The following is a 15,594-nucleotide window of genomic DNA, read 5'->3' on the forward strand; positions in this document are numbered from 1 at the left end:
ACCGACTTTATGTCGGGTAAGCGTTACTCACATAAGTCGCGAAATAAATTCGCTGCTACCGGGTGTTTAGCACTGTAGCACCGACTTTATGTCGGGTAAGCGTTACTCACATAAGTCGCGAAATAAATTCGCAGCTACTGGAGTTGTTTAACTCGGTAGCACCGACTTTATGTCGGGTAAAACCTTATCAATGAAAATCAAAATAACCTTATAGCAAACCCTCCCTGTAAACACTCAAAAACAAAACTCACTAGTCTGATGAGTAATTCATTTGTACCCGCTTCCTTGCGAAAGGCATTTTTATAAACAACATTTATATTAATGAGCTGTAGAGGAGAATTTTATGCTAAGAGCTGCATTTATAGATTTTGACAACCTTTACGGTTGCTACGCTAATGAATTTTCACGTAATTTCTCTTCAGAATTACTCATCGAAGTTTTTAAAAAGCTTGAGTTTAGCGCGCCTATTTCGATAAAGCGGGCTTATATTAACTGCGCTATGTTTAGCAAATATGCTAAAGAGCTCAAAAAAGCAGGCTTTGAAATAATAGACTGTCCTCCGCTCACATATCACGGAAAAACCGCAGCTGATCAGAAACTTGTCATTGATGCTATGAAAGTGCTTTTATCTGATGTTCCACCAAATGAACTTTATGTATTAAGCGCTGATGCTGATTTTACCCCGCTTGTAAATGAAGCAAGCGACAAAGGTATAAAAAGTACAATTGGCTATTTCGGCAGAAAAGTCAGCGAATGTTATCTGTTATCTGCTAGTCGAAGCATAAAGCTAGACAAATTACTGAATGATGCTGCGCCAAAAGTAGATGTCATTCATAGTCAGCACCTTGGTGATGCACTGGCATTCATTATTAAGTTAATTGAGCAAGGTAAGCCTGTTCACATTAACGAGTTTATGCACACTCCATTATTCAAAGGGATATCAAATAACCTTTCTCGGTATGGCTTCAAAAAATTTGGTGATTTTATAAAAGCATTCCCGCTCGACGACATTAAGTATCACAGTGGCTACTTATATGATCCAAGCGAATATAGTTTAAAGGGTAGCTATCCAAACGTTGTGATTAGCAAGACAACCCCAGCAATGCAGACAGTGCAAAGAAACCTTCAATGTGGTACCAACAAGATAAAGCCAAAACTAACGACGTCTGTAAAAAAGTCGGTGAGTTTAATCAGAACCTTATTCAAAAAACTTAAATCAATTACAGGTTTACCTACAACCAATTTGCCATTGATGAAGCGCTTGTTTACCTCACTTGAGAAGGGCTTAAAGAAACAATGTTTTAAAACCCGAAGACTAGTTCAGTTCGTAGCACAAAGACTTGATAGCGAGCTGACATTTAATCAAATCGAAAGTGTGATCATACGGATCAGAACGTCAGGGCATCAGCTCTCATACAATGACGATGCGCACAGCTTAGCAATTGCATTTAGCCAATTTGTATTTAAGAAATGCCAACTAAGAGCTGTGAGTTTAACTTCAAAAGAAAGAGGTTTAATTCAGCGCTGGATCAACCATTTGTCGACGTGTTAATTAAGGGAGCTTCTATAATGTTTAAGCGACCCAGGAAACCGCATGATTATTTAACGCGCTCGCAAAATCGCTGGCAGTCAAACCAAGTTTATAAACCGCTCACGAATAAAAGGCGCCTTTTTAACCTTTTAAAGAGGCTCCTTAAATACAGAGTAATATTTTTTCTATTCACAATAGTCATTACTTTTACAACTTACACCGTGTTCCACAAAATTGACCAGTCGCCGTTTTTGAAAGATTTACTCGGCGAGCAGATCGTTGAAAAGATAAAACAGCAGCAAAAATATCTGAGTAAATTACAAAAAAGTTTTGATTTACACAGTTATTTTGGTGAAACCGTCTTTTCTTTATTGAATGAGGATAAGCCAGCCGAAGAAATTGTGACTGACAATTTGAAAAGCAGTGTTGCAGACAATATTGATGATATAACAGGCGTTATTAGTGTTGTAGAGCATTTATCGCTATTTATTCACGAACAGAATATTGGTGAATCAAACTTCAATTTAATAGAATTTAAAGGCTTAACCAGTCAACTAAACGAAGGGGTTAACAAGTTACAACCAATCGCAAATCAATATATTGATAGTGGGCAGGCTCAACTCAACAGCCTGCAACTTCAAGCACATCTACAAAAGATTAAAGATTCAACACAACCTGTTACCAAAGCATACATTGCTAAAGTAGACGAGCAATTGCAATCGTATCTAATAGAACTAGAAAATTTAAAAGCGATGTTAAGTAATACATTGAAAGCAAAGGAGTCAAAATGAGTAAAGCAACATTAAAGCTTGAATCAATCATATTGACTTCTACTATTACTGCTTGTGTCACGTTATTTGTAATTGGCAACTTAGTTACTTTTATTAACGTTGAGAAAAATGTCTCGAAGCAAAACAAACTTCGGCCTTTTCTTTTAAATTTGCAACATCATTTTAGCCATCATGGGTTTACTAATTTAGGCGCTAAGCTACGTCATTACATAAATGAAAAACCAAGTCCGGAAATACCTGCAAAGCACTATGACGATTTTGAAGTTACATCTAGAAATATAGAAGAAACAGATTCCATAAAAGCAATCGAACAAAACAGTCAGGGAAGTATAAAACATGAGGCGGATAGTGATGACACCGACTTTTCTCTTAAAGACAGTGTTTACGTCAAGGAGTTTATTCGTGGCTGCGATAAAAATGTTCCTTGGCAACCAATTACAGCAGGTCGTAAAGCTAAGGGAAGTATCACTTTTGTTGGTGATATTCCTGATGTACAAAAGCAAATTATTCGAGAGGGTATCAGAAAAAATCTAAAAAGGGTTTTCAGTTATTTTCGCTTCAGAGGTATTAAACTTACTTATGTCACTGAAATAAATATGCAGATTTTTGCCGACTATAAAGAGTATCAAAACGCTTTACGAGCGCACGGTATAACTATAAGAAATATTGAAGGAACAAAAACCAATGGAGTGTATTCTCCTTATCACAATAAGTCTTTTATTATCATGCGTCATGATGACAACAAGACAATAAACTCTGCAGCACACGAAGCAATTCACTCCATTTTGTATACCAACTTTGGTCTTTTAAATACCACTATAGATGAAGGACTAGCAACTTATCTAAGTGCAGTTCGAAGAAATAAAAATAGTGCTAGGTGGGTAAATTCGGTTAATTGGCTTGATAAGGTGCAAGAAGACAAAATGCCATTAGGCTTTTACGAATTATTTAGTAAAGAAAGTCACCAATGGAGGGCAAAAGATGTACTACATCATTATGCGAGCAGTTGGGTGTGGATGTCTTATTTATTACTGAATGACAAAACAAGTCCAATAATAATTAATGCACTTAATTACAAAGCGTATAACCGGTGCCATAAATTAGATATTGAGCAGATAACGATGGATTTGCTTTATGTTCATCCAAATATCAAAGGCGACTTTGAAAAATGGTTTCTTACAAAAACAAGGAGGTAATAAATAGATCAAAATGTGCTGTAGCACCGACTTTATGTCGGGTTATCTGCTTATATTAAAAGCAATTTAAAATAATCAGACCAAACATGAATAACTTATTGATTCTTATCACTACTCATCTACAAAAATTTAAGCTAAATTAGCAATCAACTAAGTTACAAAGAAACTTGGCGAGCAGCAGCTATATTAAAACTGCACAGGCGTGAAACCCAACGCCACACTCTCACACTGGTAAAGAATAAACACATGACACAACAAACGCTCGATTATTACGCACAGAACGCCAGCGCATTCGCCAACAGCACGCTCCATATTGATATGGGCGAGTTTTACAACGCATTTTTACCGCATATACCTTCAGCTGAAGGCTGCCCGAATGGCTTAAAACCGCATATTCTAGATGCCGGCTGCGGCTCGGGCCGAGATGCATTACATTTTAAAAAGCTCGGTTACAAGGTCACTGCATTTGACGCAGTTGCAGAGCTGGCAGAAATCGCCAGTTTTCATCTAGAACAGCCCGTTTACGTAAAAACATTTCGCCAAATTAACGACCAAAACCAATACGACGGCATTTGGTGCTGTGCAAGCTTACTGCACGTCGCACACAGCGAATTACCCGATCGCTTCAACAAACTTGCCAACGCCCTAAAACCAAACGGTGTGTTATACGTGAGTTTTAAATACGGCGAAGGCGAGCGAGATATAAATGGCCGCCACTTTACCGACTTAACCGAAGAAAGCCTAAAAGCCTTGATAGACGCAGAGCCACAGTTAACGCTTGAGAAAACATGGCAAAGTGAAGATCAAAGGCCTGAGAGAAAGGGCGAGCTTTGGTTGAATGCATTAATTATAAGAAAATAATAATAAAGCAGTATGGATAATTTTAAGGAAAAAAACAGCCTTCAATTAACTGAAGATAAGCTGACAATTGGTGCGGATGACCCTTTTTTACCGCACCTAATACATGCAATTAATCATGCAACTGAAATCGAGATAACCGTTTCATTCATTCAACCAAGTGGTTTAGCATTGCTATTTGATGCATTAGCAGAAGCATTAAAAAACGGTGCTATTCTTCGTTTAATCACCTCTGACTATCTTGATATTACACACCCAAAAGCACTTAGAGAATTGATGACTCTCGTGGATAGAGGCGCCTTGATCAAAGTTTTTGAATCAAAGCACTTAGTCAGCTTCCATATGAAGTCATATATATTTATCAAGACTCACCAAGATGAAGTAATACAAGGCTGCGCCTTTATTGGTTCAAGTAACATAAGTCGGATTGCTCTAACGTCAGGTTTAGAGTGGAACCTGAGGCACGATTTTGCTCCACCAAAAAACAGTCAGCAAGCACAGCAATTCTTTAAAATTAAAGATGCGTTTAATAGTTTATTTACCCATCAAGCATCAAAAGTTCTCAGCCATGAATGGATTGATGAATATTGTACAAGACGAAAAGTACAAAAATTTGTGGCGGTTTCACCTGAGCTAGATATTGAACCAAACGAAGAGGTAGTTCCTCGAGACGATCAGATGCTAGCTTTGAACGCGCTAAAAGAGACTCGAGAACAAGGTTTCCAGCGTGGCTTAGTCGTATTAGCAACAGGTATGGGCAAGACTTGGTTAAGTGCGTTTGATGTGAAGCAATTTGAAGCTAAAAAAGTGCTCTTCGTTGCACATAGAGAAGAGATCTTACTTCAAGCTCAGCGTACTTTCGCTCAGATATTAGCCCATAAAACAGGCTTCTATAATGCAGCAACCAAAAACAAAAATGCAGATTGTATTTTTGCATCAGTACAGTCAATCGGAAAGCTTGAAAATATTACACAGTTTGAAAAAAGTGCATTTGATTACATTATAGTTGACGAGTTTCATCATGCGAGTGCACCGAGTTATCGTTTAATTTTAAATTACTTTCAACCATTATTTTTGTTAGGACTGACAGCGACACCAGAAAGAACGGATCAATCCGATATTCTGAGTTTATGTGATAATAATCTGGTATTTGAAAGAACATTAACTCAAGGTATTGGATCAAATTCTCTTGTACCGTTTAAATATTATGGTATTTGGGATGAAAACGTCGATTACGAAGCAATACCTTGGCGTAATGGTCGATTCGATCCTAGTGAACTTGAAAACAAATTTGCTACTGAAAAGCGAGCAAAGCATGCTCTCGGCCAATGGGAAAAATTCAAACAAAAGCGAACCCTAGCATTTTGTATTTCTACAAAGCATGCCGATTATATGGCCGAGTTTTTTAATAAGTCCGGCATTAAAGCTTTGTCAGTTCACAGTAAATCCTCAGTTCGTCGAAACGAAGCGCTCAATAGGTTAAATTCACTACAAGTAGATGTGCTATTTACTGTCGATTTATTCAATGAAGGCACAGACTTACCAAGCATTGATACCGTAATGATGCTAAGGCCAAGCGAGTCAAAAATTCTATTTCTACAACAGCTGGGAAGAGGGTTAAGGTTATTTGAAGATAAAACACATTTGGTTGTTTTAGATTTTATTGGTAACCATCACAGTTTTTTAAATAAACCGTTTGCATTATTTAAGGCTGACACTGTTAAGAGCTTAGTAAAACAAATCAAACAACCAGAGTTACCTGAGGGTTGTTTTGTTGACTATGATTTAAGGCTTGTTGAGTTCTGGGAAAAGTTAAGTCGAATTCAAAAGTCGACTGTGACTGAAGATGTTCAAGAGTTATCTGAGTTGTTGGGGCATTTTCCTTCAGCAAGTGAATTCTTTTATCATTTTGGCGACCTAAAAAAAGTAAATACTAAATACAATGGATGGTTTGATTTAATAGGTAATACCGAGGGCGTTGATCCCGAAAAGCAAGCAAATGCGAATTTACTGAGTCGCTATCATGACTTTCTGAATAAAGGGATACAGAGCACAAGTATGACCAAAAGCTTTAAAGCTATTTTACTTGAAGCTTTTGTAAAACTAGATGGCTTTAAAACGCCACCAAAACTTGAGCTGTTAGCCATCGAAAGTGCTTTTATATTGAAGCGTTATCCACACATTTTGCAACATGACGTCAAAAATGATTTGCTTCATGCTGGGCCTGATTCAAAAGCGTGGTTAAATTACTGGAAATCAAATCCTATTAAGGCTTATAGCACTAAAAACAAAGATGGCTCTCAATGGTTTGTGGTCGAAAATGACAACTTTAAATTTAACGATGAGGTTGAGCTAGAGTTCGTATCTGTCTTGGAAAGTGCCGTGTTGGAGCTCACAGAGTTGGCGTTAGCTAAGTACTCAGCGCGTATTAAAGCTGAACAATTAAATCACAGAAATCACTCAGAACCTGAAACTAAAATTAAAGAGCTTGAAGACAAAGTAATCAATATCGACTCGAATAAAGAGAAACTGCTTTATTTCCCTAATCTAAAAATTGCTTGCGGACATTTTAAAACAGGTGAAGAAAGTGAAGCCGAATATATAGCGGCTCCAGAAGGCTCTGGAAAAGTCGACTCTAATAAACACTTCTTTGCTCGCGCCAGCGGTAATTCTATGAACGGTGGCAAAAACCCGATATTAGATGGTGACCTATTACTACTTGAATTTATCACACCAGATAGTGCTGGTTCGCTGCAAAACCAAACAGTTGCCATAGAAAGGCAAGATGATGCAGGAGACAGCCAGTATTTGTTACGTGATATTAAGAAAGTAACTGATGAATATGGCACTCCTTGTTATCAGTTAATAGCTAAAAACCCCGAGTACGAAGTGCTTATTGCAGATGAAAATATGAAATCATTCGCTAGATTAAAGCACGTAGTTAGAAATATTGGCTAGGTACATTTACCTAGCCAAGTATCTTGAATTAATAATTCAGCCCTTCGCAAAGGTATGCTTTAGTGGTTTCTACTTCGTGGCCACTATTCGTTTGAAAATTCACTGAAGTGATGGTGCCTGTATTGTAATGACCTAAAAACACTTTTGTTTGGTCATAGGTATTTTCATGTGTACCTAAATCTTTCAATCTATAGATGTTTCCATAGTTATCATCATTGATTTCTACTTTGAAATCTAGGTGATGAACATAACCAGGCTTATTGTTCGAAGTCCAACCTTGGTGCCTCACCGTGAGAAAGTTCTTTGAGCCTTCTTGACTTACAGAGCAAGACTTAATCTCAACTTTAGCTGCAGGTAAATATGAACTTGTAGCATGAGAAGCAAAACCAACCGTTGAAAGTAAAACGATTGAAGCCAATTTAATTTTTAATTTCATTTTTATTTCCTTTAAAAGTTTTTTAATCATCTGCCTGATTGCAGATGTTTCAAGATGTTAACCTTGAGTTTCTAAAAGTAAATTTGTACTATCCATAGCGTTCTATCTAACTCTACTTTGCTGAATATAAAGGATATTATTTTGAAAAGTGCAATTGAGATAAGGATAAAGGAATACATTGAGGCTCAGGGACTGACGAATCGGAGATTTGCGAAAGACGTGGGAATGGGGGAGTCGACCCTGTATAAAAAATGGCGCGAACCACAGAGTTTTACTGAGTTTGAGCTGCGGCGAATAGCAAATGTATTGAGCATTAGCTATGAACAAGCCAGTGCCTTGTGTGTCGAGGTAAAAAATAGAGACTCTATTCAGGCAGAGCAGCAAATAGAGACTTTGAATGGCTTTCACCGTCGTTCTGGCGTATTGCTGATAGCTGTTATTTTGGTATTTGTGTTGTTGAGTGTGGTATTGCACTTACTTTCTGAAATAAGGCTTGATAAAGATGAACTGCGAAAGCTGCCTGAGTATCAAGCCCGTTATATTGGTGCTGGGGTTGATTTGGCACCTAGCGATTTAGGGCAAGAAACGGCATTTCATTCTTCTTTATATGATTATGAGTTTTTAGACATTACGGTTGAAACCCTCGGAGAAGATATAAGTTTAACTGGCAAAATGCGATGGACGTTAAAGCGAAATAAGCAACTTACAAGGTTGAGTGAGTTTTCGGCCCAAGGTAAACATTTGGGCGATACGGCGGCTTTGGTTTATACGGTTAAAGATCCGGTTGATTCTGACGTATGGATTGGTACGGCGATGATGCATATGCCTCGCTCTGGTGATTCAAAAGGTTATTGGATGACTATTCATAACGATAAAGACCCTGCGGGAACCGGGCCATTTGCAATAGGAACCATTGATCTGATACGCCGAGAAATAAATTAGTTTTACTGAATGATATGCCTGTATTTTGGCTAACTTATTAGCATTAATTTAGCCATTTACAACTCTGATGTGTTTTTAGTTGTTGAAAATATTCAGCCGTGTAATGCTTGATTTAAGAAGTATTTATGAGGGCTACAAATGAGCAATAAAAACAAAGGATTTAAGATTAAAAAAGTACTTTTGTTTGTATTTTTATTGCTAGTTTGTTTGATTGCTTTAGTAAATTTTGTGGTCTTGTATCAACCAGAAAAAATAGCGGTTGCTCAGCCGAGTGTTTTACAGACTCGTGTTGAAAATGTGAAAGATGAGCCTTTAATTGAAGAGCTTGAAACTTCGAAATATAAAAATAATAAACATGTTATGAACGAGCATAATGAAGTCAATGAAGATGAACATATGCATGTTGATCATCCATGGTTTGCGGTCAGACCAAGTCATGAAGAAATAGACTATTGCAATCGTATACCGAGATTACCGATTAAGGTTGTAAAACGTTTTGATGCCGAAACTAATCAATACTTTCTTCATTATAAGTATAAAGATTATGCAGATCTTGAGATAACAGCATATTTAAAAGGTAAATACTATGAGCTAGAGGACGTATTTCACCAAGAAGACATAAAAAAGATATACAAAAATGCGCGCAGAAGTATTAACTGGAATTACCATCATTATATTGAGTGGTTAGGTTTAAGGAAAGTATATAAATCTAATCTAAAAGTTGTGATTGCAGTAACGCAAAATGATTATGCTGAGTTGTTAGAAAAATATGGTTCTACGTTTGACCCTAATAAATATGCAGGCATCTTTTTTGGAAGACATAACCTTTCTGTAGTGAAGTTGAAGACAAAAGACAATAATGAAATTTTTTGGCGCTACTTTAATAGAACCATGGCGCATGAATTGAGCCACGCGATTGTTTTTACTCAAGTTGGGTATCTTCAGCGTTGGTTTACAGAAGGGTTAGCACAGTATATGGCGCACTCAGTTTTTACAAATTACCCTGAATTATTCATGTCTGAAAAGCAATGGAAAAGGATAAGTTCTAATTTGTCGGAGCCGCTTCCTATAGATCTTGTTGTGAATGAAAATGACTATTGGGATGAAAGAGTAAGTCAACTATATGCTAGTTCGTTTGCAATAACCCAATATTTAGCACTTCAGCAGGCTGATGTTTTAGCTGGTTTTTTAAAGTTAGAGCGTGATAATAAATGCGCACCAGCGAATAAAAGTGCGAGCTTGAGCATAATCAACCCGACATTCAGTTTAGATAGTGAAGTACAAAATTGGTTTTACGAAACAGTAAATAATTATGAAATGAACTATCAAGAAAAAGAATATCAAGCTTTAAATCCTACTGCCTCTCAATAAAATAGCGCATAGGGGGTTAATTGGTACGAACTGAGTATTAAACTCGATATTCGTTTACCAATGTGCCGAAAACCTATAAAAAAGCCTTACCAAACTAGGTTTGGTAAGGCTATAACTAAGTAGCTTATTTGCTCTAAGAGACAGTGTTGCAATACAACGTCAACTTAGTGGGTGAACGACAGTGTTACCCGCTTTTATTCATCCATTCATAAAAGCCCCATTAGTGTGTCTAATATTCAGTTGCTAAGCAATTACATCACCTTACAGTTGTTACATTTGTAAAAATTGCGCATATTCAAGATTATTGCAAATAAATTATTGATATAAAAACTGAGAATTATTATCATTTTGCTTCTTGTGTTTTTTCATGGATTGTCATGCGCTTAGTTTTTGATTCCCACAAAGTAGAAGTAATGAATAGAACGTTACTTGCTGTGATTGGTGGCTCTGCTTTTTCAATTTTGTTGTGTTTATGCGTGTCGTTTTTACTCCCAATTGAGAAAATGCACGCAGTTGCATGGTCGACCATACTGGTTTTTATTGTTTTTCCTGCTGTAGTTATGTGGTCTTTTGGGGTGAATAACCTTAAAAAAGCCGCGAGTTTTCTTTCTTTTTTAATTGTATTTTTAGGTGCTATTTGTTGGTTGCTTTTAGATTTAGGTAAGCCCTTATGAAAAGCGCATTTAGACAATCGATGGCCTGGTTGCATACTTGGGTTGGACTGTTATTAAGTTGGGTACTGTTTTTTATCTTTTTGACTGGCACTGTGGGTTATTTTGATGATGAACTCGACGATTGGATGACGCCTCAAACACCTACATTTTCTGCAACTGCTGATGATTCGTTGCCAGTACTTGAACAGTTTTTAGCGACTAAGGGTGCTGATTTAAAAAACTATTCAGTCAGTTTTCCTGTTGATAGAACGCAACCGTTTTTGACGATTTCTTACCGTGATGCAGATAGCAAGCGCCAACGCATAAAGTTAAACCCTTATACTGGTGAAGAATTAACTCCGCGAGCGACTGCTGGTGGTCAAACACTCTATAGAATGCATTATCGACTTAGATATATGCCTACAAAAATTGCTTATTATATTGTCGGCGTAGCGACCATGTTTATGTTTTTGGCTTTGATCACAGGCGTAGTGATCCACAAGAAAATCTTCAAAGAATTCTTCACTTTCAGACGTGGCAAAAAGCCAACAGCATGGTTAGATGGGCATAATTTAATGAGTGTTATGTCATTGCCTTTTCATTTCATGATCACTTTTACAGGCTTTTTACTGCTTCTTTATACTCTGATGCCACTCATAATGAACGCGCATTATGGCGAGGGAAAAGAGGGCCGAGATGCGTTTTTTAAAGAGTATTTCAGTCGTACAAATGTTAAAGCGTCTGGTATTCATGAGCCCTCATTAGAGTTAAAAACGTTATTAGAGCGTGCTGATGCAGAGATGGCTGGTAAGCCTCTAGCTTGGCTTTCTGTTGCGAATGTCGGCGATAAAAATTCCATTTTTGAAGCTGGGAGTATTCACAAAAACTTAAGTGACAGCAGAGATAAATGGGTATTTGATGCAAATAACGGTGAATTAATCAAAGTCCAAATAGGGCACGAATCTTCAAAGTCATTCTACTACGTACTTCGTTCTTTACATGAAGGCCTGTTTGCGTCAACGCCTCTAAGGTGGTTGTACTTTTTAACAGGATTATTGGGTACAGGCATGATTGCATCTGGCATGGTGCTTTGGACCGTGAAAAGAAGAACTAAAGCAATAAAAAGTGGTGGTGGTAGTTTTGGTTATCGCTTTACGGAAGGCCTAAATTTAGCTTGTTTGCTAGGCTTGCCAGCTGGTATCGCTATGTATTTGATAGCTAATAGGGTACTGCCATTAGAGCTATCTGAACGTACGTTGTGGGAAGTTAACTCTCTATTTATTACTTTCTCTGCGTTTATTTTAGTTGCAGTTGCAAAGGCTATTGCCAAAAAAGCGGATAGCGCTTGGGTAAGCTTAACTTTCTTGACGGGCTTTTTGTACGTCTTAGTGCCAATAGTGAATGCTATTACTACGGAGCACAATTTACTGCTTAGTGTACTAAATCAAAATTGGGTATTTGTTGGGGTAGATGCAGTTTGTATTACTGTTGCAATGGCATGTTTTGTCTTAGGTAACTATCTAAATAAAATATTCAATGTAAAAGTTAACCAACAAGAACACTCAGCAGGCCCTGATTTTAAAAGAGGTCATGCATCATGATTATTCTTTTATCAATGTTAATTATGTTTCATGCGTTGCTTTTCTTATTGCTTGCAATGCCGAAGTACAACAAGCAGATATCAGTCTTTCCCAAAAGAGACAAAAAACTAGAATCTAACTTTAGACATGTTGGTTACGTATTGCTAGTTATCTGCATTGCCCTATTAATTGTTGATAATGGAGTCGGGGTTGGCATTGCTTTGGTGTGTGGTCTACTCACATTTTTAGGAAGTCTCGTGAGTGTGATGTTTACATTTAACCAGACAAATACAGCGGCTAGTTTAATTTGGTTACCAAAAAAGATTTTTGGTGTGATTTCATCTAGCTCGGCTTATTTCTATTTAGTAGGTTATGGGGTGTTAGTAACAAGTTTTACTCTGTTCTTTTAATGCTTACCCAAAGATTTAACTAACGTTATTGATAATTTTTTGGTGGGTACACTATGAAATTATTAATAATGCAGTTAATTTAACATAATTTGTGTTTTGGGGTTTTCTAGTGTTTATGTTTTCCAGAGTGATTGCTGAGTATGCTACATGATTCATTTACATAGATTTGCTTTTGAGTGTATCAAAGTATGAATAACTGATTGATATGCAATATTTTAAATTTATAATAATGCTGCTTAGTTAAAAAGGTGGTGTGATTTTGTTAGATGCTAATATTACTCAGGTTAAATTTGCAGACTGGTTGCTTTTAACAAGAAGTTGTAGCTTAGTCAGCGATGGTACGACGCAAGAGCTAACGCCACTTAACTACAAAATTCTCTGTTACTTTGTTCTGAATCCTAATCGTATCGTTTCACGAGATGAGTTCATCAGTAGTGTCTGGGAAAACCACTATGTGGATGATAACGCAATTAATAAAGCTATATCAGACTTAAGAAGGATCCTAAAATCTTCTGATAGTGCACAAATTTTAATTAAAACGCATTACAAAAAAGGGTATAGCTTTGTCGGCGATGTTGAGTTTGTCAGAGAAATAAAAGTCGAAGATACAGATAAACGTTCAAGTCAGGCATCAGAAGAAAATGTACAACAAGATCATCATATTGAACCCATTTTAAATTCATACGAACAAGAGAAGAGTGTAAGCGCGCAAAAAAAGTTTTCTCAAATTTTTTCAACTAAGTTTTTTCTATCAATTCTAGCAATCTTTATATTTGTTTCTGCTGGCAGTTATTGGTTTGCAAAAGAGCCCAGCCCTATCCAATTTGAATCAAAAAAACTTTCCATTTCGGATGATAGTATTTATTTTTCTCTCAGCCCTTCACCTTCAAATGAAAAATTAGCAGTAACAAAAGAAAATGTGAAAACAGGGATTGATGAAATCTTTCTCATTGATTTAGATACGCATAAAAACACCAAAATCATTTCTGAGCAGCACGACAGTTATCCGATTGGTTGGGCTTCAAACAGTAACAGTATTTATTATCAGATTATAAATAACGCTTTGAAGGTTTGTGAGATTTGGCGTGCTGATTTTAAGGTAAGTAACGAAGTTTCATTTAAAGAAAAGGTTTTAGACTGTAATTCACAATACATCTTAAGTATGGTCACGGATGAACAGCACAATAGAATAATCTATACAAAGTTTGGTTATCGAAATGTATCTAGTTTGTCAGCTCTCGTTGCGAGAGACTTAGAAACTGGCGAAGAGTTTCAAGTTACTTCCCCAAATATTGACTCTTATGGAGATAGATTCGTTTCACTTTCACCCAACAAAGAAAAAATTGCATTCGTAAGAAGGCAAACTGGGATCAGTCAAATACATATTGCCAACCCAGATGGAAGCATGCAAAGAAAAGTACATGAGACTAATGAAAGCATAAATAGGGTTGAATGGGATGAAGGCTCACAAATACTCTTATGGTACGAGGCAAGATCACGGCAATTGTTTTCTTATGATATGAATTTGGCTTCTTTGAAGAAAACGTCAGTTTCACCTAATAACTATAGCAATATCGTTGTGAGTAGCGATACGTTTATTGCGACTACTAAATCTTCAGACGCTGATATTTATATTTATAGCACTGATGCAAAGACATTTAAGCAGGTGACAGACACCAAAAATAACGAATTTTCTCCTATATCAAGTGAAAAAGGCTTTTATTTTTTCACTAATAATGAAGGTTTAATGCTGAATTCTTATTCGAATGGAGAACTAACTGTATTACCAAGCGCATTGAATATGGATAGTTTAGTCGGCGGGGAATTCAATAAAAGTGATGGGCTAATGGCTTTATATCAGAGAAATAAAATTGTTCTATATAAGCCTGACGACAATGAAGTTGTAGACAGCTTTGTGATAGAAAATCGAATTGTTCACTTAGCATGGCTAAACAAGACAAAGCTTTTATTAATTTTAGAAGGCAGTCAAAGTGAACAACACATTTGGACACTAGATTTAGAGAGCGAAAAGCTTCAAAAAATTATTCATAATGATGCTCGTCGAGTTTTTAAAACCTCTGCTAATAAAATCATTTATCAAGATTTCTACAATAACCTTCACTTATTTGACCCAACTGAAGGGACTTCTCAACTATTAGTCTCTTTGAAAGGCCATCCATATATAAACTGGCGTTATTTGGATAATCATATCTACTACACTACAGGAAGTGACCTTATAAAATACTCTTTAGAGACACAAAAAGAGACAGTTTTTTTTAATGAGAACTCGGTTAGTGATAGTTTTATTTTAGAATTTTCAGTCATTAAAAATAAAGGGTTAGAAAAATTTATCTTACAAATTCATAGGTTAAGAAGTAATGACGTTGTTTTACTTGAGCGTTTTAAATAGTTACTGAAAGGTGAGTTTGCTCTATCAGGTATTTGTAACTAATCGCTCATGACAATTTTCATAACCCCTCGTTATTATAAGTTCAGCTTTTAAAGCTGGCTCATGTTTGAATGCAGTTAAATCACAACATATTTAATAAAATTAATTCTTCGTTTTTATCAATAATGAGGCAAACAATGTTTTTAGCCATTAATAAGAAAAAACTCAAAGAGCTCTCTAATACTAAGCTTACGTTTTCAGAAACAGCAGTCATAAGTGGTGGGCAAACTCGAGATACTGGTCAGAACACACTAGTTCCTTCTAAAACAACAGGTTTTAAGTGCGTTGTAGATCAGCTTCCTGGGAAAGCTAAGCCTAATACATTAGATACATTTTAGTAGTTGATATTAAATTATTTATCCAACCCAATATGGGTTGGCGTAATCAAGGAAAGGTTGGAGTAATCAAGGAAAGGTTAG

At 36.5% G+C, this 15,594-nt stretch carries 13 protein-coding genes; 12 read left to right on the forward strand and 1 reads right to left on the reverse strand.

Annotated elements, in window-relative coordinates; translation table 11 throughout:
- Window positions 1-343: 343 nt before the first annotated feature.
- From C1E24_RS20525 to C1E24_RS20545, 5 genes are all read left to right on the forward strand, one after another.
- Window positions 344-1,552, forward strand: coding sequence for an NYN domain-containing protein (locus C1E24_RS20525; RefSeq protein WP_138484755.1), 1,209 nt, complete (start codon window positions 344-346; stop codon window positions 1,550-1,552).
- Between the two features lie 230 nt (window positions 1,553-1,782).
- Window positions 1,783-2,322: a hypothetical protein gene (locus C1E24_RS20530; RefSeq protein WP_138484757.1), complete on the forward strand. Its 540-nt coding sequence runs from the start codon at window positions 1,783-1,785 to the stop codon at window positions 2,320-2,322.
- Window positions 2,319-3,518, forward strand: a complete 1,200-nt coding sequence (locus tag C1E24_RS20535) for a hypothetical protein (protein ID WP_138484758.1) — start codon at window positions 2,319-2,321, stop codon at window positions 3,516-3,518. The genes C1E24_RS20530 and C1E24_RS20535 overlap by 4 nt, the downstream gene beginning before the upstream one ends.
- 246 nt (window positions 3,519-3,764) lie before the next feature.
- Entirely contained in the window at window positions 3,765-4,379 is a 615-nt protein-coding gene (locus C1E24_RS20540) for a class I SAM-dependent methyltransferase (protein ID WP_138484759.1), read from the forward strand.
- Between the two features lie 12 nt (window positions 4,380-4,391).
- Complete coding sequence (locus tag C1E24_RS20545; protein ID WP_138484760.1) at window positions 4,392-7,334, forward strand: DEAD/DEAH box helicase family protein; 2,943 nt, start codon at window positions 4,392-4,394, stop codon at window positions 7,332-7,334.
- A gap of 28 nt (window positions 7,335-7,362) precedes the next feature.
- Here the strand turns inward: C1E24_RS20545 and C1E24_RS20550 are convergent, their stop codons facing one another.
- Complete coding sequence (locus C1E24_RS20550; RefSeq protein ID WP_138484761.1) at window positions 7,363-7,770, reverse strand: hypothetical protein; 408 nt, start codon at window positions 7,768-7,770, stop codon at window positions 7,363-7,365.
- Window positions 7,771-7,995: 225 nt separating this feature from the next.
- Here C1E24_RS20550 and C1E24_RS20555 point away from each other — a divergent pair, with 225 nt between their 5' ends.
- The 7 genes from C1E24_RS20555 to C1E24_RS20585 all read left to right on the forward strand — a co-directional run bounded on the left by C1E24_RS20555 (window position 7,996) and on the right by C1E24_RS20585 (window position 15,513).
- Entirely contained in the window at window positions 7,996-8,712 is a 717-nt protein-coding gene (locus tag C1E24_RS20555; RefSeq protein WP_138484762.1) for a hypothetical protein, read from the forward strand.
- 138 nt (window positions 8,713-8,850) lie between these two features.
- Window positions 8,851-10,083 (forward strand): hypothetical protein, encoded by a 1,233-nt coding sequence (locus C1E24_RS20560; protein ID WP_138484763.1) that lies wholly within the window; start codon window positions 8,851-8,853, stop codon window positions 10,081-10,083.
- 413 nt (window positions 10,084-10,496) lie between these two features.
- Window positions 10,497-10,757, forward strand: a complete 261-nt coding sequence (locus C1E24_RS20565; protein WP_138484764.1) for a hypothetical protein — start codon at window positions 10,497-10,499, stop codon at window positions 10,755-10,757.
- On the forward strand, window positions 10,754-12,337 hold the full coding sequence (locus tag C1E24_RS20570; RefSeq protein ID WP_138484766.1) for a PepSY-associated TM helix domain-containing protein: 1,584 nt from the start codon (window positions 10,754-10,756) through the stop codon (window positions 12,335-12,337). Before C1E24_RS20565 ends, C1E24_RS20570 begins: the two co-directional genes overlap by 4 nt.
- On the forward strand, window positions 12,334-12,726 hold the full coding sequence (locus tag C1E24_RS20575; RefSeq protein WP_138484768.1) for a DUF3325 family protein: 393 nt from the start codon (window positions 12,334-12,336) through the stop codon (window positions 12,724-12,726). The genes C1E24_RS20570 and C1E24_RS20575 overlap by 4 nt, the downstream gene beginning before the upstream one ends.
- Window positions 12,727-12,985: 259 nt before the next feature.
- Window positions 12,986-15,136 carry a winged helix-turn-helix domain-containing protein gene (locus C1E24_RS20580; protein ID WP_171040947.1) on the forward strand — a complete coding sequence of 717 codons (2,151 nt, stop codon included), beginning with the start codon at window positions 12,986-12,988 and terminating at the stop codon, window positions 15,134-15,136.
- Between the two features lie 176 nt (window positions 15,137-15,312).
- Complete coding sequence (locus tag C1E24_RS20585; protein WP_138484772.1) at window positions 15,313-15,513, forward strand: hypothetical protein; 201 nt, start codon at window positions 15,313-15,315, stop codon at window positions 15,511-15,513.
- Window positions 15,514-15,594 lie beyond the last annotated feature (81 nt).

Source organism: Pseudoalteromonas phenolica (assembly GCF_005876835.1).
Taxonomy (GTDB): Bacteria; Pseudomonadota; Gammaproteobacteria; order Enterobacterales; family Alteromonadaceae; genus Pseudoalteromonas; species Pseudoalteromonas phenolica_B.